Genomic DNA, 15,359 nt, shown 5'->3' with positions numbered 1-15,359 from the left:
GCGCCAGTATGCCCGGCGCAAGCGTGGTGCACTGCACAATTGTCGCGCGTGGCGCATTGCTCTAGAGGATCGGCGCGATCAATTTCCCTAGTGTAAGTTATTTTTCAATGGTCTTTTCCCTGTTTCGCCGCGCCACCCCCCGGCCGATGGCCGCGCCGCAGCGGGCGAGCGTGGACCAGGATCTGTGCGTCTATGCAATCGGCGACATCCATGGCCGTGATGACCTGTTCGCGCAGTTGCTCGAGCGGATCGACCATGACATCGCGGCCCGCGCTCCGGCCCGGGCGCGCATCATCCTGCTTGGCGACCTGATCGATCGCGGCCCTGCATCGGCGCAGGTCATCGATCGCTGTCTGACCCGTGACTGGGGGGGCGTCTCGGCCGATTTCATCGCGGGGAACCACGAAGAACTGATGCTGATGGCGCTGGGCGGCGACCTCGACGCGCTGCGCGTGTGGCGCCGTGCCGGCGGCGATGCGGCGATCCTGAGCTATGGCGTGCCGGAGCGGATTCTGGATCGCGGCATCGGAACCGAAATCCTGCGTGCGCTGACCGAACAGATCCCTCACGCGCATCTCGCCTTTCTGAACGCGATGGTCGATCACGTCGCGATCGGCGATTACTGGTTCGTCCATGCCGGGATCAAGCCCGGCGTCGCGCTGGAGCAGCAGCGTCCGGAGCATCTGCGCTGGATTCGTAGCGAGTTCCTGAACAGTCGCGCGCCCCACCCGGCGATCGTCATCCATGGACACACCGTGACGCGGGACGTCGATGAACAGCGCAACCGGATCGGCATCGATACCGGCGCCTATGCCAGCGGGATGCTGACCGCGATCGGGCTGCAGGGCGGCGAGCGCTGGTACCTGCGCACCAGCGCGCCACAGGCGACGCCGGCCGCTTGACGCGCGCGGCTTATTTCGCGCCGAACCCGCTGATCACGGTGGCGACGGTTCGGAACAGGATCAGCAGGTCGAGCCACGCCGAGAAGTTCTTGATGTAGAAAAAGTCGTAATGGAGCTTGAGGTTGACCGACGTCAGGTCGGCCACATGCCCCTGGTTGACCTGCGCCCAGCCGCTGATGCCCGGCCGCACGATGTGGCGATAGCGGTAGTGCGGGATTTCCGCCTCATACCATGCGGACAGCGGGATCGCCTCGGGCCGCGGCCCGATCCAGCTCATCTCGCCGCGCAGCACGTTGAACGCCTGTGGCAACTCGTCCAGCCGGCTGCGGCGCAGGAACCGCCCGAGCCGGGTGATGCGGTCGTCCTCGTGCATGGTCACGCAATCGTCGCGGCGCTGCATCTCCTCGCGCGGGCGCATCGTGCGGAACTTGATCACCGTGAACGGCTCGCCGCGAAAGCCCATGCGCTGCTGGGTAAAGAACACGGGCCCGCGCGAGTCGAGCCGGATGGCGAGCGCGATGGCGCCCAGCACCGGCAGCAGTACCGGCAAGATGAACAGCGTGCCGACGACATCGATCACGCGCTTGATCTTCACATAGGCCAGGTTCGGCATCAGCGAGCCGAAGCTGTTTTCCGACAGATGCTCGATCGCCACCCGTCCGGTGAGCGATTCGGCGACCTGCTTGACGTGATAGACGAGGTGGCCGCGAATCGCCGCTTCGGCCAGCATCCGCTCCCACGCATCGGGATGATCATGACGCAGATCGGCGACGATCACGGCGCGCCGCAACGTCGGCACTTCGGGGCTGAGCAGCGGGATCCATTCGACCTCAGGCGTCTGATCGACCACCGACATGTCGCCGGTCGTCACATAATAGAACCGCAGCGCTGTCGTCTTGTCGAGGTGGAAGCGAAGCGCGAACGCCACGCCAAGCGCGATCAGGAACGACGCGGCGAGATAGAGGCGGCTATAGTCAGCGCGCGCCAGGAACAAGGCGGCAAGCGCGATCCCGTAGGAGCTGACGAAGGACGGAATGATGTATCCGAACACCGTCGTTCCGGGAAACGCCGAGACCCGGCGCAACAGCACGACGCCCAGCGACACGCCGAACGCTGCCGCGACCACGGCATAATCCACCGGCCGCGCAGCGATGCCGGGCAGCAGATAGCGGCCGAGCAACGGCGCCGGGGCAACCACCGCCAGCACGAGCAGCAGGAGTAGTTCGACCCGCATTGATTCGAACAGGCTATTGCGTGGCCGATGCGTCAGCTCCGCATACATCTTCAACATCGTGGTCCCCCACAAGCCGGGCGACCGCGCAGCGTTACGCGCCTGTTCAAGTCGAGCCTCCCAAAGCCACTGGTTCCCCAATTCCAACCACAGTCGCCGGCTGCGCCATCCGGTCGCAGCGGAAACAGACTCGGCGGGTCTGGCGGTCGCGGATGTTAGCCGGAATTCGCCAAGATCGCCAATCGACAGAGTCGGCTATCGGTTCCACCCAGACCGGTAATCCCCCCGATTACCGAATATTCTTACGCCGCTGTGACGAAGCCGCCACAGCTTTGCTACTAAATGCGGCACCCGACCATCACCAGCAGCGTCTTGCTGCGATGTTCGCCCAGCGTTGCGAGCACGCCGTCGCCCGGAGGCGCGGCATAAAAATGATGCTCGACCGGCGCCACACCCAGCGCGCGGTACAAGGCCGCCAACTCGGTCGCGCTCGCCATTGATTTCACATGCGCAAAGTAGCGCGGTCGCCCGGTCAGCCCGAACGCGATCCGCTCCGCCTTGCGATACAGCGATTCGCTGTTCGGCATCGACAAGATCAATCGACCGCCCGGCTTGAGCAGCCGCACCAGCCGCGCCACCTCGCCCTTCAGATCGGGCAGATATTCGAGCACGCTGGAACTCAGCACCACATCGAACTCACCTTCCGGCCGCGCCGAAAGGCTGTCCAGCAACGCGACCTCGAAACCGATATCGGTCAGCCCCAGTTCCTGCTGACGCGTGCGCGCAAGCTTCACCATCGCCGCGCTGCCGTCGATCGCGTTCACCGATGCGCCGACCCGCGCCGCTTCGAAGCTGAACGTGCCCGCGCCGCATCCCGCGTCGAGCACGCGGTCACCCGCGCCGACATGGCGGCCGATCAGGTCGCGCCACAGCGCCAGTCGCTCGCGGAAGCGCGGCGAATGATCATATCCGGCCTGAAACGATTCGGCGATCGACTCGTGCCAATCCACCGCATCGGCTGTCTTGGCTGTCACGGGACGTCGCCTCCAATCGGCGTGGCGTTTAGGGTCGGGGACGACGGATATCAAGGCTTTCTGCGCCCTCACTAGGGTCTGTACGCAATCAGAACGGGGTCGAGACGGAGCGGATTTTGGCGCAGGGCGAGGAGCGAGGAGGGCGCGATGCTGAAGCATCGTGACCGACGAGGGACGACGCCCTGCGCCAAAAGGCGCCCGCCGCTGCGCGGTTACCCGGTCTGATTGCGCACAGACCCTATGCTTGCCATCCCCCCGGCACTTTGCGAAAGGGCGCGCCACACCTGCCCCGTCGGGCATGGGCGGGGGACCGTGAATGTCGGCACAGACTCAGGTTACAGTCGTCGGCCTCGGCTATGTCGGGCTGCCGCTGGCCGTAGCGCTGGCAAAGTGCTTCGATACCGTCGGCCTCGATATCGACACCGGGCGGATCACCGAGCTTCAGGACGGCCATGACCGCACCGGCGAGATCAACGCTGATCGCCTTGCGGCTTCAAGCCTGAAGCTGACCAGCGATCCCGCCGATTGCCCGCCCGCAGACTTTATCATCGTCACCGTCCCGACCCCGGTCGATGCGAACAACAAGCCGGACCTGCGCATCGTGATGGCTGCAACCCGCACCGTCGCGGGGATGATCGACGCGACCCGCGCCCCGGTGATCGTCTATGAAAGCACCGTCTATCCCGGCGTGACCGAGGAATTGTGCGGGCCGGAGATCGAGCGGATCACGGGCCTCAAGTCGGGCAAGGACTTCTTCCTTGGCTATTCGCCCGAGCGGATCAATCCGGGCGACCGCGAGCATACGATCGACAAGATCATCAAGGTCGTGTCCGGGCAGACGCCCGAAGTGCTCGACCGCGTCGCTGCGCTTTATGAGCAGGTTACGACCGGCGGCGTGTTCCGCGCGGCGTCGATTCGCGCCGCCGAAGCCGCCAAGGTGATCGAGAACGCACAGCGCGACATCAACATCGCCTTCATGAACGAGATCACGCGCATCTTCTCGGCGATGGACCTGTCGATCTGGGACGTGCTGGAAGCGGCGCGGACCAAGTGGAATTTCCTGCCCTTCCATCCCGGCCTGGTCGGCGGGCACTGTATCGGCGTCGATCCCTTCTACCTCAGCCACAAGGCCGAGATGCTGGGCTATGACCCGCAGGTGATCCTGGCAGGACGCAGCACCAATGATTCGATGGCGGCATGGATCGCCGAGCGGCTGCACGGCCTGCGCGGTGGCACCGCCGGGCGCGCGCTGGTGCTGGGGCTGACCTTCAAGGAAAATGTCCCCGACCTGCGCAATTCCAAGGTCGCCGACCTGATCGCGCGGCTTGCCGAGCTGGGCCATGCGGTCACCGTTCACGACCCGCTCGCCGATGCGGCGGAGGCACGACACGAATATGGGCTGGAACTGGCGGGCGAGGCTGCGCTGGCCGAGCAATACGACCTCGTCCTGCTCGCGGTGACGCATGACGACTATGTCGCGATGGGGGCCGACAAGCTCTCCGCGCTGGTCGCGCCGGGCGGACTGTTCGCGGACCTCAAGAATGCTGTTCCGGGCGCTGGGGCAGCAACGGGGCGCTGGACGCTCTGAGACTGCCCGCGCACGAACGACGGCAGGTCATTCCCAACCTCCGTTTGCCCTGAGCCTGTCGAAGGGCGTGTCCTGAGCTTGTCGAAAGATGCCAACCCGGCACCAACAAGTGCAGGGATCGTGCTTCGACAAGCTCAGCACAAACGGGGTTGAGTCACCAATCGCAGCGCCAGAAATAAAAAAGGCGAGGCTTGCGGCCTCGCCTTTTTCATTTCGACAGTCGGATGCGCCCGATCAGTTGCCCGGCGGCGGCGGAGCGGCTCCGCCCGGTGCGCCGGGGGCGCCGCCGGGGGCACCGCCCATCTGCTGCTGCATCATCTGCTGATAGACGCTCATCGGCAGGAATTCGAGCAGCTCGACCTCAAAGATCAGCAGCGAATCGGCGGGGATGATGTCGCGCCCGCTGCGCGGATCCTTCTTCGCCTCGCTGCCATAGCCCAGCTCCGGCTTGATCCAGATGCGGTACTTGCCGCCCTTCTTCATCAGCTTGAGCGCTTCGGTGAAGCCCGGGATCATGCCAGCGACGGGCAGCGGGGTTGGCTGCTGGCTGGCGTCGAATTCCTCGCCGTTGCGCAGTGTGCCCTTGTAGTTGACCAGCGCGACGTCGCTGTCGGTCGGGCTGGCGCCCGCGCCTTCGGTGATCGTCTGGATCTGCAGGCCCGAGGCAGTCTCGGTCACGCCGCTCTGCGCTTTGTTGCGCGACAGGAACGTGGCGTTGTCGGCGCGTTCGGTCACGACCTTGTCGGTCCCGGCCCAGGCAAGCGCCACCGCACCTGCAATCGCCACGACGATGCCGAGCCAAAGCCAGACAAGATAGCTGCGCTTGGTCGGCGCGATCGGCACGGCGGTGACGGATGACATGAGTCAGCGATCCTGCAGGGGCCGGCCCGCGGCGCGGCGGAAGGTCACAAAAGTCGCACTGCCAATGTGCGCGCGGCGCACATTGGCAGCGAATCGGGCCTTAACGGGCGCCGTCGCGCTCCATGCGCTTGCGCTCGAGCTTGCGTGCGCGGCGGACCGCAGCGGCACGCTCGCGCGCGCGCTTCTCGCTCGGCTTCTCATAGTGACGGCGCAGCTTCATCTCGCGATAGACGCCCTCACGCTGCAGCTTCTTCTTGAGCGCCCGCAGCGCCTGGTCGACATTATTGTCGCGAACGATGATTTGCATAAGTCCGTCTCAACTCCAGAATCTTATTCAACAGAACAGGGATCGCCGAAGCTCCTGCCCCGGGCGTTGGGACGCGCCCCTAGCAAAGGGATGATGCAAAGACAAGGCAAAGCGGCGATTTCAACGTTCGATCGACGATTCTGTCACCGCCTTGTGCATCGGCCGGACCTCAACGCGTGCGACGATCAGCATTTTACGCATGACGGACGTTTGCTGTTGCGATAATCTGCCACCATGACGCGTCATTTTACCTATCGTTCGCAACGGCTTACGACAACCGTCGCAGCCCTGTCCCTGTTGTCCGCGTGCGGCGGTGGCAGCGGAACGATCAGTACGGGCGGTGGCGGAACCGGTTCAGCCCCCACCCCAACGCCGTCGGGCACCTGCGCGCTCAGTTCGCGCCAGGCCTGGGTCGCACAGCAACTCAACGAATGGTATCTTTTCCCCGAGACGTTGCCGGCCAGCCTCAATGCCGCATCCTATGCCACGGTCCAGGACTATATCGACGCGCTAACCGCCACCGCGCGCGCGCAGAGCAAGGACCGGTATTTCACCTACATCACCTCGATCGCCGAGGAGAATGCCTATTATAACTCCGGCTCCAATGCCGGGTTCGGCTTTCGCCTGACGCTCGATTCGACGGCGCGACGCCTGTTCATCGCCGAATCATTCGAGAACACCCCGGCGCTGACCGCTGGAATCGATCGCGGCACCGAAATCCTGGCAATCGGCGCCAGCACCGGCGCGCTGCGGAACGTCAGCGATATCCTTGCGACCGAAGGTACGGCGGGGCTGAACACAGCGCTGGACGGCAACACGCGCACCTTCCGTTTCCGTCCGGCCGGAGGCGCCGAACAGACCGCGACGGTCACCAAGGCGGACTACACGCTGACCCCGGTGTCCGCGCGCTATGGTGCCAAGGTCATCGACGATGGCGGCAAGAAGGTCGGCTATCTCAACCTGCGCACGTTCATCAACACTGCCGAATCGCCACTGCGCGCCGCCTTCGCCGATTTCCGCGCGCAAGGCGTGAGCGAGGTGATCATCGACTTGCGCTACAATGGCGGCGGGCTGGTCTCGGTCGCCACGCTGATCAACAATTTGCTCGCGCGCGACAAGACGACGAGCCAGGTCGCGAACTACACCACGTTCCGCGCGTCCAAGGCGGCGAACAACGAAACCGCATTTTTCAATCCGCAACCCGAATCGATCGCCCCGACGCGTATCGCGTTCATCGGCACCGGCGGCAGCGCATCGGCGAGCGAGCTGGTGATGAACACCTTCATCCCCTATCTCGGCAATCGCGCCGCGCTCGTGGGAACCAACACCTATGGCAAGCCGGTGGGCCAGATCGCGATCGACCGCAGCGCGTGCGATGATCGTCTGCGGGTCGTCGCCTTCGCCACTGAGAATAGCGCTCGACAAGGCGCCTATTACACTGGCCTTGCCGGATTCATGGGTGCGACGTGCCAGGCAAGCGACGACATTACCCGGCCGCTGGGTGACCCGCAGGAAGCATCGATCAAGGCGGCGCTCAATTTCCTGGGCGGACGCGCCTGCACGCCGATTGGCGCAGTCGCGACCCTGTCGGCGGACCGAACCCCGATAGCGACGACTCGTTTCGAACTGCTGAGCCCGACCCGCCCGAGTACGGCGCAACGCGAAGTGCCGGGATCGTTCTGACGACAGGCCGTTCTGACGGCAGACAGCGCGCGAACGGGGGTTCGGGCGCAGACGAATTCTGGGGGTGACGGGTGCCAATGCTGCGGGCTGCGACTGATGCGACAGGTGCCTTCGGGTTCCTGGCCGCCGCGTGCCGCTGGCCCGACGATGCCGCGCGCCGCGCCGCGCTCAACGCCGCCGCACTTCAGGTCAGCGACTGGGATGCGGTGTTCATCGACGCCACGCGGCACCGGGTCATGCCGCTGGTCGCCCCAGCGCTGCGCGGGGTTCCAGCCGTGCCCGCTGCAATTGCCGATCGCAGTGCCGCGATCGCGCGCCGCGACGGGATGCTTGCGATGGTGCAAACCGCCGAACTGTGGCGCATCGGCGCGGCGTTTACGGAACGGGGAATCGACTGGATCACGGTCAAGGGCCCGGCGCTGGCGCTGCTTGCCTATGGCAATGTCGGGGCCAAGGCATCGCACGACATCGACCTGCTGATCGACCCCGCCGCACGCGCCGATGCGTTCGCGGCGATGCAGGCGCTGGGCTATGTCTCGCTCGACGGACAGGACCGCGCCGCGCCCGGCTCGCTCGACCATGTGCTCAAGGACAGCGGCTGGCGCCACCCCGGCAACAGGGTGATGGTCGAACTCCACACCCGCCTGTTCATCAACCCCGCGCTGATCCCCGAACTCGGCATCCGCTCGCCGCGCGAGTCGGTTGCGTTCGGCGAGGCGCGATCACTCCCCACGCTCGCCCGCCCCGAGCTGCTCGTCTATCTCGCGGTCCATGGCGCGAGAACCAACTGGCACCGGCTCAAATGGATCGCGGATTTCGCCGCGCTGAACCGGTGCAGCAGTGATGAACAGCGCGACGCCGCCCGCGCCTGCGCCGCGCGACTTGGTGTCGGCGATATCCATGACAGCGCGCTGGCACTTGCGGCAACTTTGTTCGGCGACTCCGCCTGCCCGCCGCCCGGTACGCTGTCGCCCCAGGCGCAGCGGTTGGCGCGCGCGGGCCTGCGCGACCTGACCGCGCCGCATGAATCGACGCTGCGTGAGGTCGACTGGGACCGCAGCATTGTGGTCTATCTCGACAAATTGCGGTTCATGCCGGGCTGGGCCTTTCGCCGCGAGGAATTGCGCCTGATGCTGATCGAAGCCTCGTCCTACACCCCCGACGCCCCTTGGTGGCGGCGCTGGACCGCACCGCTCGCGTTGGCCGGGCGCTTTGCCCGCCGCAAGCTTGCACAGGCGGTGGGCCGATGAGCGAAGCCCTGGACACGCGCCGCCGGCTCAAGTCGATCTTCGGCGGATCGGCGGGCAATCTGGTCGAATGGTATGACTGGTACGCCTATGCCGCGTTCAGCAGCTATCTCGCCCCGCATTTCTTCCCCAAGGGCGATCCGCTGGCGCAGGCGCTCAACGTCTGGGCGATCTTTGCGGTCGGCTTTTTCATGCGCCCAATCGGCGCGTGGCTGATGGGAATCTATGGCGACCGGCGCGGGCGCAAGGCCGGGCTGACGCTGTCGGTGACGTTGATGTGCGGCGGATCGATGCTGATCGCGGTGACGCCCAGCTATGACAGTATCGGCGCTTGGGCGACCGTCTTGCTCGTGATCGCACGGCTGATGCAGGGTCTGTCGGTCGGCGGAGAATATGGCGCGAGCGCGACCTACCTCTCCGAAATGGCGGGCAAGGAGCGGCGCGGCTTCTTTTCCAGCTTCCAATATGTCACGCTGATTTCCGGCCACCTCGTCGCGCTCGCCGTCCTCCTGTTGCTGCAATGGGCGATGGCGGACAGCGCGCTGGCTGAGTGGGGCTGGCGCATCCCCTTCTTCATCGGCGGCGTGCTCGCGGTCGGCGTGTTCTGGCTACGCCGCAATTTGCCCGAGACGCAGAGCTTCGCCAACCGCAGCACCGCTGCCGAGCATCGGTCGAGTTTCGGCGCGCTGTTCCTGCGCCACCCGCGTGAGGCTGCACTGGTGATGCTGCTGACCGCCGGCGGCACGCTCGCCTTCTACGCCTACTCCGTCTACCTGCTGACCTTCCTCAGCGGCACCGGGGCGTTCACCAAGCAGGTCTCGACCCAGATCAGCGCCGCCGCTTTATTCGTGTTCATGTGCCTGCAGCCACTCGCCGGCGCGCTGTCCGACCGAATCGGGCGCAAGCCGCTGATGATCGCGTTCGGTGTGCTGGGCGTTGCCTTCACCTGGCCGATCTTCACCACGCTCGAAAGCGTGCAGACCCCGCTCGCCGCCTTCCTGATCATGTCGGGCGCGCTGGTGATCGTCACCGGCTACACCTCGATCAACGCGGTGGTGAAGGCCGAGATGTTCCCGGCCCATATCCGCACGCTCGGCGTCGCCCTGCCCTATGCGCTCGCCAACGCCATCTTCGGCGGCACCGCGCCCTATGTCGCCTTGTGGTTCAAGGATCAGGGGATGGAGCGCGGCTTCTACTGGTATGTAACCGCGATGATCGGCGTGTCGCTGGTCACCTATCTGCTGATGCGCGACACGCGCGTGCATTCGCAGATTTTGGAGGACTAAATCTCCCCTCCCGCTTGCGGGAGGGGTCGGGGGAGGGCCTGTCCTCCTCAACCCGCTTCGCCGCCTGCGGACAGGCCCTCCCCTAGCCCCTCCCGCTTGCGGGAGGGGAACTTGATTCCCCTGCCTCTAGAACCACGCTAAAGCCCCCCGATGACTCCCGTGCTCAACGTCCATAGTTCGATCCTCGGCCAGGCATGGCGCTGGCGGGGGCTGGCGGCGGATGCGCGCGACCCCGGCTTTGCGCCCGACGATCTGGTGACGCAGCTGCTGCTGACCCGCGGCTGTCCGCGCGAGGAGCTGGAGGCGCATCGCAACCCCAGCATCCGCGCGTTCATGCCCGACCCGTCGATCTTCCGCGACATGGACCGCGCCGCCGAGCGGCTCGCCGATGCGGTCAAGCGCGGCGAGAAGGTCACGGTGTTTGGGGATTACGACGTCGACGGCGCGACCTCGGCGGCGCTGCTGATCCGGCTGCTGCGCGATCTCGGCCTCGATCCGCAGGCTTACATCCCCGATCGCCTGATGGAGGGCTATGGCCCGTCGGGCGAGGCGCTGGTGCGGCTGAAGCGCGCGGGCGCGGACCTGATCATCACCGTCGATTGCGGCGCAATGGCCTATGACGCGCTGGCCGAGGCCAAGGCCGTCGGCGCGGAGGTGATCGTGGTCGATCACCATAAATGCGCGTCGGAACTCCCAGTAGCGCTCGCGCTGGTCAACCCCAACCGCCTCGATGAGGACGAAGGGCGCGCCCACGGCCACCTTGCTGCCGTCGGCGTCGCCTGGCTGCTCGGCGCGGCTTTGGTCCGCCTGCTGCGCGCGCGCGGCTTCTTCGCCAGCCGCGCCGAACCGCGTCTGCTCGACCTGCTCGATCTGGTCGCGCTCGGCACCGTCGCCGACGTGGCGTCGCTCAAGGGCCTCAACCGCGCCTTCGTCGCACAGGGCCTCAAGGTCATGGCCCAGCGCCGCAATATCGGCATGAACGCGCTGATCGAGGCGAGCCGCCTGACCCGCGCGCCCACCTGCACCGATCTCGGCTTTGCACTGGGGCCGCGAATCAACGCCGGTGGCCGCGTCGGCAAGTCCGACCTCGGTGTCCGCCTGCTCACGACCGAGGACATGGACGAGGCGCGCGGCATCGCGCAGGAGCTCGACCGCCTCAACGAAGAACGCCGCGCGATCGAGGCGGAGGTCCAGCAATCGGCCGAGGCGATGGAGCCCGAAGGCGCAGTCGCGGTCGTCGCCGCGCGCGGCTGGCATCCCGGCGTGATCGGCATCGTCGCCGGCCGGCTCAAGGAAAAGCATGGCCGCCCGGCCATCGTCATCGCGATCGGCGAGGACGGGATCGGCAAGGGCTCAGGCCGCTCGATCTCCGGCGTCGATCTCGGCGCGGCGATCATCGCGGCCAAGGAAGCGGGCCTGCTGATCGCGGGCGGCGGCCATGCGATGGCGGCGGGCGTGACCGTGGCCGAGGAGCAGATCCCGGCATTCGTCGCATTCCTCAATGCCAAGCTCGCCGATGCGGTCGAGCGGGCATCGGGCGATCGCGCGCTGTTGCTCGACGCGGTGCTGGCGCCGGGCGGGGTCAATCCCGACCTCGTCACCGCGATGGAGGCCGGCGGCCCCTATGGCATGGGCTGGCCCGCGCCGCGCGTCGTTGCGGGTCCGGTGCGGCTGATCAAGTGCGATATCGTCGGCAACGGCCATGTCCGCGCGATTGTCGCGGGCGATGACGGGCGCAGCATCAAGGCGATGGCGTTCCGCGCCGCCGACACCCCGCTCGGCCTCGCGTTGCTCGGCGCGCCGCGTGACCGCAAGCTGTGGATCGCGGGCCGCGCCAAGATCGACGACTGGGGCGCCCGGCCCGCAGCAGAAATTCATCTCGACGATGCCGCCTGGGCCGACTGAACCGCACGATTCGCCCTTGACCGCGGCGAAAGCTTTGCCTAACCGGCGCCCTCGCCTTCACGGCCCCTTCGTCTAGCGGTTAGGACGCGGCCCTTTCACGGCTGAAGCACGGGTTCGATTCCCGTAGGGGTCACCAGGCTGCCTTCCCAAGGCATCCCAAAACGTGCCGTAAACGGCTGTTTTCTGCGGTTTTTTGTGGTATACCCATCCCAGTTGGACCGGTGAAAAGCCACTCCATACCAACAATCTGATGGTATATCTGATGGCACGTCGCCGGTCGCTTCGATGGAGATACCATCATGGCGTTGTCGGTTGTGGCGATCAAAGCGGCCAAGAGTCGCGACAAGGCGTACAAGCTCAGTGACAGCGACGGGCTCTACCTGCTCGTGACGCCTGCGGGCGGTCGCTACTGGCGAATGAACTACCGTCATTTGGGAAAGCAAAAGACTCTCGCTTTCGGCGTATGGCCGGAGACCGGCCTCGCCGAAGCGCGCGCGGAGCGCGACGCAGCGCGAAAGGTACTCGCGCGCGGCGATGATCCAGCCGAGCGGATCAAGCTCGATCGGATTGCGGCGGCGGTCGCGGCCTCGAACAGCTTTCAGGCTGTCGCCGACGAATGGCTCTCCAAGGTCGAGAAGGAAGGCCGTTCACCGGTCACGATGAATAAGCTGCGCTGGCTGCTGGGGTTCATCAACGCGGCGATCGGAAAGCGCCCCATCGCCTCGATCTCCGCGCAGGAGCTCTTGTTGATGCTCCGCAAGATGGAAGGCAAAGGCCGATACGAGACCGCCAAGCGGCTGCGCAGCACCTGTTCGCAGGTGTTTCGGTACGCCATTGCGACGGCGCGTGCCGACCGGGATGTCGCAAGCGACCTGCGCGGCGCTCTGATCGTGCCGAAGCCCGTCCATCGCGCCGCCATCACGACGCCCCGAGAAGCTGGCGCTCTACTGCGTTCGATCGAAGCGTTCAAAGACAGCGCCAATGTTCACGCGGCACTGCGATTGTTGCCCCATGTCTTTGTGCGCCCTGGCGAGCTGCGCTTCGCCGAATGGGCCGATATCGACCTCGACAAGGCGGTCTGGACCATCCCGGCGCACAAGACAAAGATGCGGCGCGCTCACAGCGTCCCCCTCTCCCGCCAGTCGCTCGCCATCCTCCGTTCAATCGAGCATGACGCGGACGACAAAGGCTTCCTTTTTCCCTCGCGAACGTCGGTCAATCGACCGATGTCGGAGAACACGATCAACGCCGCCCTTCGCCGCATGGGCTATGCTCAAGACCAGATGACCGGACACGGCTTCCGGGCGATGGCTGCAACCCTGCTCAATGAAATGGGCCTGTGGCACGCTGACGCGATCGAGCGACAGCTCGCCCACTGCGACAACAACGCGGTTCGCCGCGCCTACACCCGCGGCGAGTATTGGGACGAGCGCGTGCGCATGATGCAGCACTGGTCCGACCATCTCGATTTTCTCCGCGACGGAGCGACGGTGCTCAAGGGAAATTTCGGCTAGGCCGAGGCGCCATAGCAGGCGCGGCGCGCCGGTCAGGGTGCGAGGATGTCTTCTCGCTCCAATGCCAGACGCAAAGCTTCGAACGCAGCCGAAATTCAGGCAGCGGATGCTCGTGCTCAGGAAGTCGTACCTGCATTGGTCCGCGCGGTGGGCGCTACTGCATCACCCGCAGTGGCAATTAGCGATACGGCGTATAAGCCACGAGGAAGGCCAGAACCGGCGAGACGGAGGCACCTCTGAGTGTCAGCTAACACTCTGTGATCGCAGTGATTTTCTACGAGCCAACTTCGTCTACCCCACACTTTCCCCCACATCGGGTCGGAGATGTAATGGATCGCGCTGGAATCTAGTGGCCGCTTTGCGCCCAAACCCAGTCGTTCAGCGACCACCGATGCAATCCTGGAAGCCGCCGTTGGTACAGCTTGGTTGCTCTGGATTCCAGCGGATCGGGTGAGGTCTTCGCACTGGAAAATGCGGCTCAATAGCCCAATCATGCGCTGCGCCTTCAGGCATGTTTGGCGTGTTTCGTAAATGCGGTCATCAGACTTGCACACCCAAATGCTGGAAGACCAATTATTGGTCGGCGGTTTGTCGCTTTGCCTCGACGGCTCCCGAGCGATGGCTTCGAGCAACCGGTCAAGTGGCGTCGGCTTATACAATATTTCGATGTCCTCACGCGCCGCAGCGGGCATAGGTCGTCACCCCGCCGCTCTCCGCGCTGGCCAGAATGATCATGACGAACGACATCTGCCCCGGCGTGGCGTGCGGCGCGACCAGCCAGATCGGGCTGCCCCAGCCGGCGGCATCGGGTTTCTGGCTGAGGATTGGACGCCGGGCCATGCCCACCGGATTCCGCTCGATACTCTCTTTTAACAAGAACCCCCGCATTTCGGCGACGGTGTCAGCTTGAGCGCGATCTGCCCCCCCATCCAGATCAGGATCGGTCAGCCCTGATTGTGCAGCAAAGATTGTGAGTTGCGTAATTGGCGTTCCCGTACCTCACGCATCGCAGTCGTCAGCTTCTCAGCTGCTGTTCCATCGGTACTAGCGATGGTTCTGTAGATCGACTAAACCCAATATGATGATTGGTAGATCCTTGTAGCTGTGCGCACGTGCCATGCTAAGCGCACTTAGTGATCTTCCACCATATCTCCGGGTTGATAATTTCCTCGGAGACCGGCTGGTCGCTGAGCTTTTGGCTCATGTCGCAGCGCACGAGCCTAAATTTATGACCGCGCGTGTTGCTGACGCGAGGTTGGATCGGTCGATCCGCCGCTCATCGATCATTCGCGACCTTGGCGAGGTGCGAGAGGCCGTGGCGACGCGATTGGGCGCGATAGCCGAGCGCGCGACGCGCAAACTGAATCTGCCGCCTCTTGCCGCCGAGTCGCTCGAACTCGAGCTCGCCGCGCATGGCGACGGCGCATACTACCGCGAGCATATCGACACCGCGACCGGCAACCCCGGATCAACAACCGCGCGCGCGCTGGCCGGTGTTTGTTACTTCTACCGGCAGCCCAAGGCGTTCAGCGGCGGCGAACTTCGCATCCACGCCATCGCACCAGCGAGAGGAGGTGAACGCATGTTCGCCGACATCGTACCCGATTGCGACCTTCTCTTGCTGTTTCCGGCATGGGCGCCGCACGAGGTCCGCCCGGTGAACGTGCCGAGTGGCGCGTTTCTGGACAGCCGCTTTGCGATCAACTGTTGGTTTCACCACCAATGGGACGGCGCGATGGGGCGCTGATCGGCGGCGGGGCGACGTCTTGTCACACGTCACGAAACTTCTATCCCCTGCGCC

The 15,359-nt window shown here is 65.1% G+C and carries 13 protein-coding genes and 1 tRNA gene; 9 read left to right on the top strand and 5 right to left on the bottom strand.

The window, feature by feature from the left end:
* The first annotated feature begins 107 nt into the window (after positions 1 to 107).
* Positions 108 to 902 carry a metallophosphoesterase gene (locus VGN66_RS05045; RefSeq protein WP_327517766.1) on the top strand — a complete coding sequence of 265 codons (795 nt, stop codon included), beginning with the start codon at positions 108 to 110 and terminating at the stop codon, positions 900 to 902.
* Positions 903 to 912: 10 nt separating this feature from the next.
* Here VGN66_RS05045 and VGN66_RS05040 read toward each other — a convergent pair whose 3' ends face one another.
* Together VGN66_RS05040 and VGN66_RS05035 are read right to left on the bottom strand one after the other, a co-directional pair.
* A complete protein-coding gene (locus tag VGN66_RS05040) occupies positions 913 to 2,193 on the bottom strand; it encodes a sugar transferase (protein ID WP_327517765.1) in 1,281 nt (426 codons plus the stop codon).
* A 278-nt stretch (positions 2,194 to 2,471) separates the two neighbouring features.
* Positions 2,472 to 3,167 carry a class I SAM-dependent methyltransferase gene (locus VGN66_RS05035; RefSeq protein ID WP_327517764.1) on the bottom strand — a complete coding sequence of 232 codons (696 nt, stop codon included), beginning with the start codon at positions 3,165 to 3,167 and terminating at the stop codon, positions 2,472 to 2,474.
* Positions 3,168 to 3,483: 316 nt separating this feature from the next.
* Here VGN66_RS05035 and VGN66_RS05030 point away from each other — a divergent pair, with 316 nt between their 5' ends.
* Positions 3,484 to 4,755 carry a nucleotide sugar dehydrogenase gene (locus tag VGN66_RS05030; protein ID WP_327517763.1) on the top strand — a complete coding sequence of 424 codons (1,272 nt, stop codon included), beginning with the start codon at positions 3,484 to 3,486 and terminating at the stop codon, positions 4,753 to 4,755.
* Positions 4,756 to 4,989: 234 nt separating this feature from the next.
* On the opposite strand, the gene VGN66_RS05025 is transcribed toward VGN66_RS05030, so the two are convergent.
* Together VGN66_RS05025 and rpsU are read right to left on the bottom strand one after the other, a co-directional pair.
* Complete coding sequence (locus VGN66_RS05025; RefSeq protein ID WP_327517762.1) at positions 4,990 to 5,616, bottom strand: FKBP-type peptidyl-prolyl cis-trans isomerase; 627 nt, start codon at positions 5,614 to 5,616, stop codon at positions 4,990 to 4,992.
* A 100-nt stretch (positions 5,617 to 5,716) separates the two neighbouring features.
* Positions 5,717 to 5,923, bottom strand: a complete 207-nt coding sequence (gene rpsU, locus VGN66_RS05020; RefSeq protein ID WP_010162663.1) for a 30S ribosomal protein S21 — start codon at positions 5,921 to 5,923, stop codon at positions 5,717 to 5,719.
* 234 nt (positions 5,924 to 6,157) lie between these two features.
* Between rpsU and VGN66_RS05015 the strand changes: the two genes are divergently transcribed.
* From VGN66_RS05015 to VGN66_RS04990, 6 genes are all read left to right on the top strand, one after another.
* Positions 6,158 to 7,606 (top strand): S41 family peptidase, encoded by a 1,449-nt coding sequence (locus VGN66_RS05015; RefSeq protein WP_327517761.1) that lies wholly within the window; start codon positions 6,158 to 6,160, stop codon positions 7,604 to 7,606.
* A 77-nt stretch (positions 7,607 to 7,683) separates the two neighbouring features.
* Entirely contained in the window at positions 7,684 to 8,856 is a 1,173-nt protein-coding gene (locus VGN66_RS05010) for a nucleotidyltransferase family protein (RefSeq protein WP_327517760.1), read from the top strand.
* Complete coding sequence (locus tag VGN66_RS05005) at positions 8,853 to 10,139, top strand: MFS transporter (protein WP_327517759.1); 1,287 nt, start codon at positions 8,853 to 8,855, stop codon at positions 10,137 to 10,139. Before VGN66_RS05010 ends, VGN66_RS05005 begins: the two co-directional genes overlap by 4 nt.
* Before the next feature lie 150 nt (positions 10,140 to 10,289).
* Positions 10,290 to 12,044 carry a single-stranded-DNA-specific exonuclease RecJ gene (recJ, locus tag VGN66_RS05000; RefSeq protein ID WP_327517758.1) on the top strand — a complete coding sequence of 585 codons (1,755 nt, stop codon included), beginning with the start codon at positions 10,290 to 10,292 and terminating at the stop codon, positions 12,042 to 12,044.
* Positions 12,045 to 12,105: 61 nt separating this feature from the next.
* Positions 12,106 to 12,180, top strand: a tRNA-Glu gene (locus VGN66_RS04995).
* 163 nt (positions 12,181 to 12,343) lie between these two features.
* Positions 12,344 to 13,558 carry a tyrosine-type recombinase/integrase gene (locus VGN66_RS04990; RefSeq protein ID WP_327517757.1) on the top strand — a complete coding sequence of 405 codons (1,215 nt, stop codon included), beginning with the start codon at positions 12,344 to 12,346 and terminating at the stop codon, positions 13,556 to 13,558.
* A 672-nt stretch (positions 13,559 to 14,230) separates the two neighbouring features.
* On the opposite strand, the gene VGN66_RS04985 is transcribed toward VGN66_RS04990, so the two are convergent.
* Complete coding sequence (locus VGN66_RS04985) at positions 14,231 to 14,398, bottom strand: hypothetical protein (protein ID WP_327517756.1); 168 nt, start codon at positions 14,396 to 14,398, stop codon at positions 14,231 to 14,233.
* Positions 14,399 to 14,786: 388 nt separating this feature from the next.
* Between VGN66_RS04985 and VGN66_RS04980 the strand changes: the two genes are divergently transcribed.
* Entirely contained in the window at positions 14,787 to 15,305 is a 519-nt protein-coding gene (locus VGN66_RS04980) for a 2OG-Fe(II) oxygenase (RefSeq protein ID WP_327517755.1), read from the top strand.
* The last annotated feature ends 54 nt before the right edge of the window (positions 15,306 to 15,359 follow it).

Source organism: Sphingomonas sp., assembly GCF_035998645.1.
In the GTDB taxonomy this organism is placed as follows: domain Bacteria; phylum Pseudomonadota; class Alphaproteobacteria; order Sphingomonadales; family Sphingomonadaceae; genus Sphingomonas.
Note: the sequence above shows the minus strand (reverse complement) of the source record. Positions and strands in the feature narration are given on the sequence as shown.

Coding starts and splice junctions, on each gene's coding strand:
- recJ (WP_327517758.1), top strand. CDS start 10,290: ATGACTCCCGTGCTCAACGTCCATAGTTCGATCCTCGGCCAGGCATGG.
- VGN66_RS05005 (WP_327517759.1), top strand. CDS start 8,853: ATGAGCGAAGCCCTGGACACGCGCCGCCGGCTCAAGTCGATCTTCGGC.
- VGN66_RS05015 (WP_327517761.1), top strand. CDS start 6,158: ATGACGCGTCATTTTACCTATCGTTCGCAACGGCTTACGACAACCGTC.
- VGN66_RS05040 (WP_327517765.1), bottom strand. CDS start 2,193: ATGTTGAAGATGTATGCGGAGCTGACGCATCGGCCACGCAATAGCCTG.
- VGN66_RS05010 (WP_327517760.1), top strand. CDS start 7,684: ATGCTGCGGGCTGCGACTGATGCGACAGGTGCCTTCGGGTTCCTGGCC.
- rpsU (WP_010162663.1), bottom strand. CDS start 5,923: ATGCAAATCATCGTTCGCGACAATAATGTCGACCAGGCGCTGCGGGCG.
- VGN66_RS05030 (WP_327517763.1), top strand. CDS start 3,484: ATGTCGGCACAGACTCAGGTTACAGTCGTCGGCCTCGGCTATGTCGGG.
- VGN66_RS04980 (WP_327517755.1), top strand. CDS start 14,787: ATGACCGCGCGTGTTGCTGACGCGAGGTTGGATCGGTCGATCCGCCGC.
- VGN66_RS05045 (WP_327517766.1), top strand. CDS start 108: ATGGTCTTTTCCCTGTTTCGCCGCGCCACCCCCCGGCCGATGGCCGCG.
- VGN66_RS05025 (WP_327517762.1), bottom strand. CDS start 5,616: ATGTCATCCGTCACCGCCGTGCCGATCGCGCCGACCAAGCGCAGCTAT.
- VGN66_RS04990 (WP_327517757.1), top strand. CDS start 12,344: ATGGCGTTGTCGGTTGTGGCGATCAAAGCGGCCAAGAGTCGCGACAAG.
- VGN66_RS04985 (WP_327517756.1), bottom strand. CDS start 14,398: ATGGCCCGGCGTCCAATCCTCAGCCAGAAACCCGATGCCGCCGGCTGG.